This window comes from Flaviramulus multivorans (assembly GCF_021728415.1).
Classification (GTDB): Bacteria; Bacteroidota; Bacteroidia; order Flavobacteriales; family Flavobacteriaceae; genus Sabulilitoribacter; species Sabulilitoribacter multivorans.
Window position 1 is genome coordinate 573,720 of the sequence record NZ_JAKKDV010000002.1, and the last position, 12,626, is coordinate 586,345.

A 12,626-nucleotide genomic window follows, 5' to 3' on the forward strand; every position below is an offset into this window, starting at 1 on the left:
TACTAAACTAAAGGTGTTTAATTATTGTTTTTCTTAAATAATAAAATGAGTGATGCCAAAATTGTTAATAATAACAAAGAAAAAAAGCTAATTTTTAAGCTAAAGGCATTTGAAATATAACCTAATATAACTGGCCCTAAAAGAAAACCAACGAACCCAACGCCAGACACAAATGAAATGCCCACGGATGCTTTTATACCTTTCGTTTTTCCAGCGATTCTAAATAATTCAGGGATAATTACTGATAATCCAAGTCCTATAATTCCAAATCCTAAGATAGTAATGAAAAAATGAGCCGATAGAATACACAAATAGCCAAAACATGCCAATATACATCCCAAAAGAATAATTTTTATGGAACCTATTCGCTCACTTATTTTATCTCCAAAAAACCGTCCTATGGTCATAGTTGTTGAAAATACGATAAACCCAATCCCTGCTAAATTATTTTTAGCAACCCTAACAACGTCGGTGAAATAAAGTGTACTCCAATGTTCTATAGCCCCTTCGCTACACATAATAACAAAGGCTATTAAGGCTATAACATATAAAGGTTTGAGTGTTTTAAAATGGAAGCTTGTTTTCTCCTTTGATATGGCTTTTTCAGCAATATGAAGGTAATATTTTCCTAAGATTAAATTAACCAATATGATAAACAACACCATAACGACCATGTGATAAAATGGCTTTGAGAAAAATGGCATTAAAAAACTCCCAAACATTGCCCCTAACACACCTCCTAAGCTAAAAAACCCATGAGCAGCAGACATGATGTTGCATGAGTTCCTTCTTTCAACTTCTGAGACTAAAGCGTTCATAGCCACATCAGTAGTTCCTAAAAATATTCCAGCAAAAAATAATGAAGCACAAAGCGTTAAATAACTTGGAGCTAACAACGGTAACAAAAATGCCATTGAAAATAATAAAACGCCAATTAACGTATAGCGCCCTAAGCCTATTTTTTTACTCAAAAACGGTACAAATGGAATAAATAATAGCACGCCTAAAGCAAGACAAAATAGCGCCAATCCCAATTCTGAATCATTAAGTTTTAGTTTTTCCTTTACATAAGGAATATATAATACCCAAGTACCAATTATGAAGTTTAAAGAACTAAACACCCAAACTGGTGCAAAATATTTAAGATTGGTTAAGATTAATTTGAGTGAGTTCATTTATGGACTTTAGAAAATCTTTTCGGGTTCTATAAGTTTGTTTAAATTTTGAATGTATCGATTTTCTAATAAGGATAACCCATATTGATATGAAGCATTCATCCAGCCAAATCCTTCTTGAGAAATATATTCAAAGTCGGTACCAACGTTTCCGTATTCTGCAAATACTTTATGAGTGGCTTCAACAACATCATATTTCTCTGGAATAGTACCGTTATAATCCACTGCATTCTTAATAATCATGAATAGCCAACGGTAAATTAATTCTTGAGCTTCTTTATTAAAACCGTAATTAATCAGTCCTTTCCAAATCATCATTTGGTGTGGTGCCCAACCATTAGGATAATCCCACTGGCGTGCAGGGCGCTCTTCTGAAATGTCTCCTCTACTCGCTTTAGTACTTCCAGCAATTCCTCCTTTTTCTTTTAAAAGTGGCAATGCATTTTTAACTAATACTGTGGCTTGTTCTTTACTAGCTAAATTACACCATAGCGGCGTGAATGTAGTTGCAGCCACAAATGTAGATTGAGTTTTAGTAACATGATTATAGTCTACATACAACCCTAAGTCAGCATTCCAACAAAACGTATTAACTAACTGCTTTCTATTGTCAGCTTTTTTAAACCAATACGAACTTGTGTATGAATTTGAATTCGCATTAAAGGAATCATCAAAAACATTTTTTATCAATTCCGCAAAATCTAATTCATATTTGTACAGTAACACATTAAGTTCTACCAAATTTAAATCGGCACAATTACCTTCAATTCTATAAGAAGTATCGTGCCCCGACTCTCTTACGGTTCTATCATGGAGAAAGTAAGTATCTAAAAAATCATTTTGCAATTCACCTTTCTGATATTTAGTAATGTAATCTTCAATGCTACAATTAACCTCTGCTGCAAAAGGTTTTAAAACAGCATCATAATGGCCTTCTTCACATTCAGGAGGTATTCCCAACCCTTCGGCTAAGTATCTATTTAATCCATTTTCTGTAAGTCTTTTACCTTTAACCATCCAAACGGATTCATACTCTTTAATTGCTGTTTTTAAATGGCTTTTTAACCAATTTTTATCGTTAGTAATTTCAAAAACTTCACGAATTAAACTCGTATAAAATGGTGGTTGTGTTCGTGTTAAATAATAAGACCTGTTGGCATTTAATATTTTTCCGTAATGTTCTATTTCATATTGAAAATTATCCGCCATAGCTTTTGCTAAATCCACTTTCCCATCAACGAGCAACCCAACGGACTCGAAATAGCTATCCCAACCGTACATTTCATTAAATCTTCCTCCTGGAACCACAAAAGGAACACCTTTAATTTCTCCATTTTCCTTTTCTAATTTCAATGATAAAATACCTGGTTTATCATTTAATGATTTTACAAATTCTGGAGAAATAACTTCAGGCAACTTAGCCGCATTTATATTTAATTTTGTCTCTAGAGTCTTATAGTAATTAAAAGCTAAGTCATCTTGAAAAGGAATGTATATCGGGAGTTTTTCTGCAGTTAGTGATTCATTTTTTGTGTCTGAAATCAGTTTTTCAACACCTTGGGCGTCCATGCTTCTTGTTAACCCTTTCCAGTAAAAATCACGAATCATCCGGGATATTCGGCTTACAGGTGGTTCGTCAATTTTGTTTAATGGAATTTTTACAGACGTTTTACCGTCATACTTAGCGATAACCAATTCCTGTAGCAAGTTAGATAGCTGATACGTTCCCTTTATAACATGCTTTGTACCATCTTCAGAAATTAGATCAAATGCCTTTGGTCCCTTATCTTCAATGGTTATTTTCTTATCGCCATCAGTATCTTCTTGAAGCAGTAGTCTACTTAAAGTATCTTCAATTTGTAGATTAAAAACCTTCATTATACCACAACTTGTTTTTTAGACATTCTATCGATAAGTAATACAAAAACTATTAATAATCCCATTGGAATTAGTAAAAAGTAAAACGCATTGGCACCACCAACACTTTCAAATAATTCACCCACAATTCTTGAACCTATTGTACCGCCTAAAGCCGAAAAAATAATAATTAAACCAGACATAGGCGAATGTAAACTTTTTGGCAAAGAACTTAATACCGTTGAGTTTAATAATGGATAAATGGGCGCAATAAACAACCCGATTAAGGGTAATATAAAACCAAGAGTTGGCACATCTGATAAGCTAGTAATTTCCCCAATGGCTTCAACGTCGCCTTGCAGTTGCGGTAAAATATAAATTAATATGCCACCAGAAATTACAACGCAAACTACAACTAAAACCACCCAATTTATATACTTGGTTAGAAACCCTGCTATGAATCTGCCAAGTGCCAAAGTAAGTGCTAAGATACTAGCCATTTGAACACTTAAAACAGAATTAAAATTGAATATTTTTTTATTAAATGTCGGCAACCAAGTCATGATTCCTTGTTCTATCATTACGAACAAAAACGCTGAAATAATAAATACCAAAACCAAAGGCACAATTATCAATTTTATTGATTCCATTAAGTCGTCCTTCAAACTATTACCTATTGCTTCAACTTCATATTCAACCTTAGAAAAAAGCAGAAAAACAAAAGAGATTGTAATAAGTCCACATAAAAGGTAGTAGACATTTAACCAAGAATTTTCATCTTCAGAGTAAAAAGCAGGAAATAAAAAATATGCCAATGCAATGCCAACCATAAAAAACCCTTCTATGGAACTCATTAAAGATGCGTGCTCTTTTTTTGATGATGTTAATATGCCTATAAGTGAATACACTGATAATTTTATCAATGCAAAACTTACACCTATAGTTAGAAACAGCACTTTAGTATAGAAAAATGAATTACCAAATATCATTTGCAAACAACCAAAAAACACAATAGCTAAAGCCACTAACATTGCTTTTTTATACCCTAATCGTGGTAAAAACGACGCAATTAAGAAAGATACAAAAGCAATTGGCAAATCCTTAAACGCCTCTAAAACAGATGCTTGAGATTCGGTTACCTTATAAACATCAATAGATTTCTCTATAACAATACCTACACTATTTAATAAAATAGCAAACACAAAGTAATTGAGATAGATGGAAATCTTAATACCTAAATTTTTCATAATTTATTGTATTAAAATTACTCGTTTATCTCCGACTTCGGTTCGTTTAAACGAAACGCTAATAAGGCGGCAACAATAAAGAAAACACCAGCAAACAGGATAGCATTAATAGCATTTCCACCTAAAAGATACTTATATATTGGTCCAAAAGTTAGTGTTTCAATACCCATAGGTATAACTATCATCATATTTAAAATACCCATATAAACCCCTCTTCTATCTTGAGGTACAGCTTTAGAGACCATAGTATAAGGTATTCCCATCATAGCTGCCCAACCAATTCCGAATAAAACCATTGGAGCTAAAACCAATGTCATATTTTCTATGAATGGAATTGAAAATAATGCTACTGCAGTACCTATTAAACTAAAAGCATACACTTTCTTACCTCCAAATTTTAAAGTTAGAGGTACTAAAGCAAGTGCTACCACCATTGTTACAATATTATAAGTCAAACTCATTTGAGCTGATTGTGAAGCGGCATCAGAAATGCCATAACCCATGGTTTTCATAAACAAAGGAGTGATATACTGCCAATAAACAAATAACGCGTACCATTGAAATAAGTATACAGCACTTATTTTCCACATAAATTTTGGCATTTCTTTTATGGCTATACCAATTTCATTAAATGGTTGCCAAACCCGTTCCATAAATGGTTTACTCTTGGCTGCATTAATCTCTGATAATTCCTCTTCTGAAGGCGGTATTTCAGGAGTTTTAAGAACAGACCATAATACTGTTGAAATTGATAATATGCCTCCTAAAGAAAAAGAATAATACATCCAAGTAGGAATCACACCATCATCAGAAACTGCCTCTGCACCAAATATTTTTTGAAACAATACAATTGAACCCATGGCAAGTAAAATACCTGCTCCAACAAAAAGACTTTGCATCTGATACCCTAAACTCAATTGTTTTTCAGGAAGTTTATCGCCTACAAAAGCTCTGTAAGGTTCCATTGCCATATTGTTACCTACGTCTAAAATCCATAAAAGTCCTACCGCAAACCATAAGACTGGACTTGTAGGGAAGGCAAATAAACAAATACTGCCAATAATGGCACCTATTAAAAAATATGGCTTTCTTCTTCCCCAACGAGGAGACCAAGTTTTATCGGACATAGCACCAATAATAGGTTGCACTATTAAACCCGTAACAGGTCCAGCAATATTAAGTATTGGTAACATATCTTCAGGAGCACCCAGATATAGAAAAATTGGATTTATGGCCGTTTGTTGCAATCCAAAGCTATATTGAATTCCAAGAAATCCAACATTCATATTAAAGATTTGCCAAAACGATAATCTTGGTTTAGTTAGTTTCATATCTTAATGTTATTAGTTAGTTTAGTCTTTATTATCCTTTAATCTTGAATAATACTTATTGCAAATCCTCCTCCAGAAGCCAATTTTATGTCAATTGTTGACTCTTTTGTTACTTCCATTTCTTTTATTTCATAAACTTGCGGATTATTATCCCAATGTGCATTTGGCGCGTCTCTATAAATAATAGCTTTATACGTTTTATCTGTCTCAAGAAAATCAAAAGCCACAGTTTGGGTTCTTTCATTCTCATCTGTAACACCTCCAACAAACCAATTTCCAGTAACACGTTCTTGACGAGCAATAGTAACATAATCTCCTATTTCACCATCTAAAACTTTTGATTGTTGCCAATCTACACCTACATCTGAAATAAATTTAAATGCAGGATGTACTTTCCCGTCAACCATATAATGCTCTGGCAAATCGCAAGCCATTTGTATCGGGCTATAAATTACAACATATAAGGCAAGTTGATGTGCTAACGTAGTATTTACTTGATTGCTTTTTTTATATTCATCAAACTTAATATTGAAAACACCCGGTGTAAAGTCTATGGGACCAGATAACATTCTAGTAAAAGCAACAATAGAAATGTGGTTAGGTGGATTCCCTCCATCTGTAGCCCAAGCATTAAATTCCTGACCCCTTAACCCTTCTCTAGAAATAGCATTAGGATAAGTTCTACGTTTTCCTGTAGCTTTTATAGGTTCGTGAGCATTAACAGCAATTTTCATTTTAGCTGCCTCTTCTAAAACCTTATGATAATGATTAACCATCCATTGCCCATGATGATATTCTCCTTTCGGAATAATTTCACCAACATAACCTGTTTTAACGGAATTAATACCATTGTCCTTCATGAATTTATAAGCCTCATCCATTTGTTTTTCGTAGGTAAGTGGTGCCGCCGAAGTTTCGTGATGCATAATAATCTCTACACCTTTTTCTTCGGCGTAATCCATAACCTCATCAAAATTATAATCGGCATAAGGTGTCATAAAATCAAAAAGACCTTCTCGCGCATCAGCATCCGAAAGCCATTTGTCCCAACCAGTATTCCAACCTTCCACCAATAATCCTTTGATGCCATTTTGTGAAGCAAAATCTATATATTTTTTAGCGTTCTCAGTGGTCGCTCCATGCTTAGACGTAGCCGATTTTCCTTCAGTCCAGGTATTCATATCCTGACTTCCTTCCATATCCCAAGTCGATTTTCCAATATGCATTTCCCACCAAATACCGACATATTTCATAGGTGTAAAATAGCTAACATCACCAATTTCGTTAGGGTCATTAAGATTTAAAACCATTTTGGATTCAATTAAATCTCCTGCTTTTTCTGCAATTTGAATAGTACGCCAAGGCGTATTAAACGGTAAAGTTACTTTCGCTTTTCCACCTAGTCTATCCGAACCAACCAACTCACTAACCATTTTTAAATTTTCATGGTCAACTTTTAATGTCATGCCTGCATAATTAGTTAAATCGGCTTCATGAAAACTCAAATACAACCCATCTGCAGTTTTCATTGTAACCGGGGTATTTACCGCATTTTCTGGAATGTAAGTTGCTGCTAAATTCTCATGATTTCGTTTTGATAAAGCATCAATTTCAGAAAATTTAGTTTCGTTATATAAATGTTCGTAAATATCCCAATCTCCAGGGATCCACCATACCTTATGATCATCTGTTAAGTTAAACTCTGTGTTTTCATCGGTAATTAAAATTTCCTTTAAGTGTTCTTGCTCTGGAAACTCATATCTAAAACCAACACCGTCGTTGTAGACTTTAAAGTGAATATTTACAAGCCTTTTCACTTCAGATTGTTCTTCTAAATTTACAACCAATTCATTGTAATTGTTGTTTACAGTTAGTTGCTCACCCCAAGGCATATCCCAATCTTCATTTACCGTGTTAGAACTTGTACTAACAATTTTAAAATTATCCTTTAAAGCTGGTAAATCTTTAAAATCGAAACTCATAAAAGAGGTATCAATCACTGTTTTGCTTTTATGATTAACCATGTATAATGGTTGACCATCTTTTGATAGTGTAAACTCAACTGAAATATTTGAGTCGGGTGAAGAAATATTAAAACTCGTTTCTTTTTTGTTACATGCTGCAAAAAGAAATGCAACTGCAACTATGCAGTAATAAAACTTATTTTTTTTCATTTTGATTATTTTAAATGAGTACTTTGATAAGCAATCCTTACCAATTTCCTTAATTTTTCAATACAAATTATAATTTCAAGCTCAAAAACAGCCTATGCCAACCGAAATCGTTTTCGGCTTTTAACAAACAAGCTTATCTCTCCACAAAAACCCTTAAAACTGAAAGTGTTTTAAGGTTTTAGATTAGATAAAGTTAAATTCTAAATCCTATGTGTTATACTTCTTAAAAAAGCATTTAAGAATTAAGTTCCTAAAGATTTAGTTTATCAGCTGCAAAATGTCCCAAATTCTTTCCTTGTTTTAACCCATTGTCTATAGCCGCTCTATAATGGATACCTCCATAAAGACGACTTAAAGCAGCTTCAGTTGAGGCATCATAAAACGATTTGAAACTGCGAATAGGTAATCCAAAAGGGATTTCAGTATCATCTTCAAAATAAAAATTATCACCAAAAATTTCAGTTAATACCACAGAAGCCGCACCTGAAACCACCGAATGACCACTTGAGTATTCGGGAAATGGTGGCGTTTGTAAAATAGGCAACCAATCTGGATCAATATGTTGATTTATAACCGTTTCTGGTCTTATTAAATTACTACGGTACTTTTCATCCCAACAACTAATAAAAGCATCAGCAATTGCTAAGGATGTTTTTGTGTAAGCATTAACAGTTTCTTCGACATTTGAATTTGTTTTTCTGGATGCAATTTTAGTAATCCCTATCCAATGGGCGCCTGGAGATATTTTTTTGGTTGCAAACATAAAATGACCTCTGGTAACTGACACAAATGGATTACAATCCCAAAATCTAGCTATCTGCACTGGTTCAGATTCGTCTCCTTCTTCTGTAACATTTTGACTTACATTATACACTTCCATTAATTCTTCATAAAATTTAGAATCCTTGTCTAGTGAAAATTCTGGATGCGGTTCTGGTTTAAATTGTTGAGCAGAATCTAGTAAAAAAGGTCTTATTTTATTCCAATGCGGCTCAATACCATCCATATATGATGGTGGTGTTGGTTGCCATCTAGTAGGGTCGTCGGTATCAACCGTAAACTTAGCCATGGTTCTGGTTTGATTGTAATTATCAGTACTCATATACTGCTTAATGTGATTTACCACATCAAAGGCATACGCTTTTGATGCATCAAACTCTACTTTGTTAGCCTGCTCCCAAACGTTGTATAAGCTATCCTGAAGCACTTCCATTTTCTCCTCAGAAAAAATAAGGCTCTTACTAACCTCCATATGTGCAATTAAAGCTGATAATTCCAGATTTACTTGTTGCGTTGAATCAACTTTGGGAATTGCTGTTAATTCATTTACTGTTCCAACAAGTGATTTAAATTTTGAACTTTTTTGCGCCAAAATCTCATAGGCAGCAATATTTGGATATACAAAAATCCTACTAGCTACTGGTGGTGAAAAAATATCATGAATTTGAATTTCCATGACCTTATCTACAGATTTATGGAATAATTCTGGTGATACTTGAATAGATTCAGCTGGTTTGCTACAACTGGCTAAAATAGCCATTATTAGAAATGAATAAATTCCAAATTTTAAATGTTTCATTGTATACGTATTCTAATTTTTTAATTTACTAAATATGATTTTCCGTTATTTCCAATAACTAAATACTGTCCTTCTTTTAATTTTACAATTTTTCTACCGCTAAAATCTTTAGGTAAATGTAATGATTTCACAATTTCGAAATTATCTTTCACTGATGAAGATATAACACCACCTGGATTAGAAGAACTCTGTCCTAACTCAGTAGTAAAGCCATAATAATTTCCCGTGAAAATAATTTGATTATTATCAACCAAAACATCTTCAATTGTACTTAATTGGGCTTGTTTTGGCAATGGTTGAGGCTTGAAATTTGTTCCATTATTCAAATAAATCATAGAACGCAACTCGTAAATATATTTGGTTTCTAAAATATCTGCTTCATTTTTTTGGGTTAAATCAAAAACTGTTTCAACCTTAGAAAAGGTGTTATAGTTTAAAAACTTCTTCTTTAATGATGGTATTTGTTGTACTAATTTATCCTTTGAAGCAAAGGGGACATAGGTTCCAAAAAAATCATAAAAAATAAGTTGATCTAATTGTTCATTCTTATCAAAATCGTCTAAATAAATTTTTACAGGCTTTTCAACTGAGGCTTTCCATTTAAAATTAAGTCCTGTATTACCGGCAATAATATCTAGTTTTCCGTCCTCATTAATATCGGCAACATTAATCACATTCCACATACCATACGTTTTATCCAACCCAAACTGCTGCGTTTTATTATCAAATTTACCGGTGCTTTTGTTATAAGAAAATATAAGAATAGGCATCCAGTCGCCTGCAATAATCAACTCAATATTACCGTCGTTATCAAGGTCTGCCCATTTGCTATCAGTTAACATTCCGAAACGTCTTTTTAAAACAATTTCAAAACTGTTTTGTCCTTTATTTTTCAAAATAAAGCTAAAAGGAGACAATCCGTAAGCACCTGGAATAGACCTGTTTCCTATAAACAAATCTTGCAACCCATCGTTATCAAAATCGAAATTAGACACTGTTCCTCCGTTTGTTGCCAAAAGATTCGAATTAAGCTTAGTAAAATTGCCATTACCATCATTTATGTATACTCTATCTTCAAGCATAGGATCTCCTTCCTTATGGTCATTACCGGCACTTAACGCATAAATATCTAAGTCGTTATCAGCATCAATATCAAAAGCAATGGCATCTACATCTTCATAAATATTATCTAAATGAAAAGCTGGAATGTCTTTTATTGAATAGGTTCCATTTTTATTTTGCATGTATAAAACTGGAGCTTGATTTCTGGCTCCTCCAATAAATAAATCTTGTAAACCATCTGCATTAAAATCTGCTTGAACAACCGAAGGGCCTTCAATAGATAAATTTTCTGGTATGAGCGCTTCTCTTTCATAATCTAGGAAGCTATTTTCTTTATGCTCATAATTAAAAACATTGAAAGGAATTTCCTTTTTGGATTCGTAATTATAATTTGTAGTTTCTCCCTTGTTAACATTAACAATGGTATTTAGCTTTAAATCTGTTAACAAAGATTGAGTTCTATCTTTCCAAATAACTCTCAATGAATCTACTTTTGTGATGTTACCTAAACCAAAATGAACTTGTCTTGTTGAACTGGATAAAAATCCTTTTATGGTTGACTGCTCTTTAAAAAATTGTTTGCCATCGGCATATACATATATTTTTGCGCCGGTTGTATTTAGACTTTTATTAGATTCAAAAAGATTAATAGACAGATAATTATTATCCGTTGATTGGGATGTTTTGTTTTCGAGTACCGATGCTTTTGCATTTATATTATTAACAACAATATCTAAATCTCCATCTAAATCTAAATCAGAAAAAGCGGCACCGTTTGAATAGGTGCTAGTATTATTTTCGTCTACCAGCGTTCTTTCAAAAGCTAAATCTCCTTTGTTTTTTAGCAAAGCATTTGGAAGATTCAGCATAGGCATCGTATTTATAAGTTTTAGCTCCAATGAATCTTGGGTAGTTTCGGCATATTTTGCAAAATCAAAATTGCTTAAATAATTAATATAGTCTAAATCATTCGGTCTTTTATAAATTCCGTTTGTAATGTAAAGGTCATTTAAACCATCATTATTATAATCAAAAATTAATGGCGACCAACTCCAGTCTGTTGCATAGGTATCAGTAATCAACGAAGCGTCCACAAAGTGATTTCCTTTATTTAATTGCAAATGGTTTCTAGCATATTGTTGCTGAAACCCAAACGACTTTTTTATTTGATTTACTTTATCCGAATCCTCACCACCAGATTTTAAAAATATATCTGATTTATACGGCATCATATCTAAAGTAACTATATCTAAATTGCCATCATTTGTAATATCGGCAATATCAACACCCATTGTAAATCTTGATGTGTGGTTAAAATATTTATCGCTCGATTCTGTAAATGTTTTGTTGCCATTATTTATATACAAGTAATCATTTTCATGAAAATCGTTACCTATATAAACATCCATAAATCCATCATTATTAATATCGGCAGTTGCAATTGCTAAACCGTAACCAATAGCACTATTATAAATACCCGTTTGTTTTGTAACGTCAACAAATTTGGTTTGGTTATTTTCAGAAATATTTTCGTAAAAAACATCTCCTGCAAGTGCATCGGATTTAGATCTTAACTCAGCGTTTCCATAAGAATAAGGCGAATGAACCGAATGATTCATTAAATACATATCTAGATCACCATCGTTATCATAATCAAAAAACGCCGATTGTGTTGAAAAGCCAGAAAAATCAACCCCATAGGCTTTGGCTTCTTCCTTAAAAGTATTATCGCCATTATTAATATACAACTCATTGGTAGCTTTTAAACCTTTATAATTACCTACTTTACACACGTAAATATCTAAAAATCCATCATTGTTTACATCGGCCATAGCAACTCCGGTGGACCAAGTAGCATCTTGACTAATACCACTACTAACTGAAATATCTTTGAACTTTAAATTACCTAAGTTTAAATATAATTTATCTGGTTTTTCGTTAGCAGAAAGGTAAATATCATCTAAACCATCATTATTGATATCACCCACAGCGACACCACCACCATTGTAATAATATAAATATTCAATAATATTTAGTTGGCCGTTAGATTGCAAATCGTTTGAAAAATCTATTCCTGTTAGGTCTGAACTTACATTAATAAATGTAGCATCTTCAACATTATTTTCAACGTCTACCTTATCACTTTTGTCTTTCGAACAACTTACAATAATTAAAAAAATAAAGACTATTCTTTTTATCAT

At 32.9% G+C, this 12,626-nt stretch carries 7 protein-coding genes; all 7 read right to left on the reverse strand.

Annotation, left to right across the window (positions count from 1 at the left end; translation table 11 throughout):
- Positions 1 to 17: 17 nt before the first annotated feature.
- The 7 genes from L3X39_RS07420 to L3X39_RS07450 all read right to left on the reverse strand — a co-directional run bounded on the left by L3X39_RS07420 (position 18) and on the right by L3X39_RS07450 (position 12,626).
- Positions 18 to 1,175, reverse strand: a complete 1,158-nt coding sequence (locus tag L3X39_RS07420) for an MFS transporter (protein ID WP_237231139.1) — start codon at positions 1,173 to 1,175, stop codon at positions 18 to 20.
- 9 nt (positions 1,176 to 1,184) lie between these two features.
- Positions 1,185 to 3,053, reverse strand: a complete 1,869-nt coding sequence (locus tag L3X39_RS07425) for a trehalase family glycosidase (RefSeq protein ID WP_237231140.1) — start codon at positions 3,051 to 3,053, stop codon at positions 1,185 to 1,187.
- Complete coding sequence (locus L3X39_RS07430; RefSeq protein WP_237231141.1) at positions 3,053 to 4,279, reverse strand: MFS transporter; 1,227 nt, start codon at positions 4,277 to 4,279, stop codon at positions 3,053 to 3,055. Before L3X39_RS07430 ends, L3X39_RS07425 begins: the two co-directional genes overlap by 1 nt.
- Positions 4,280 to 4,296: 17 nt before the next feature.
- Complete coding sequence (locus L3X39_RS07435; RefSeq protein ID WP_237231142.1) at positions 4,297 to 5,610, reverse strand: MFS transporter; 1,314 nt, start codon at positions 5,608 to 5,610, stop codon at positions 4,297 to 4,299.
- Between the two features lie 38 nt (positions 5,611 to 5,648).
- Positions 5,649 to 7,784, reverse strand: a complete 2,136-nt coding sequence (locus L3X39_RS07440) for a glycoside hydrolase family 97 protein (RefSeq protein WP_237231143.1) — start codon at positions 7,782 to 7,784, stop codon at positions 5,649 to 5,651.
- A gap of 250 nt (positions 7,785 to 8,034) precedes the next feature.
- Positions 8,035 to 9,363 (reverse strand): vanadium-dependent haloperoxidase, encoded by a 1,329-nt coding sequence (locus L3X39_RS07445; RefSeq protein ID WP_237231144.1) that lies wholly within the window; start codon positions 9,361 to 9,363, stop codon positions 8,035 to 8,037.
- Positions 9,364 to 9,383: 20 nt separating this feature from the next.
- On the reverse strand, positions 9,384 to 12,626 hold the full coding sequence (locus tag L3X39_RS07450) for a VCBS repeat-containing protein (protein WP_237231145.1): 3,243 nt from the start codon (positions 12,624 to 12,626) through the stop codon (positions 9,384 to 9,386).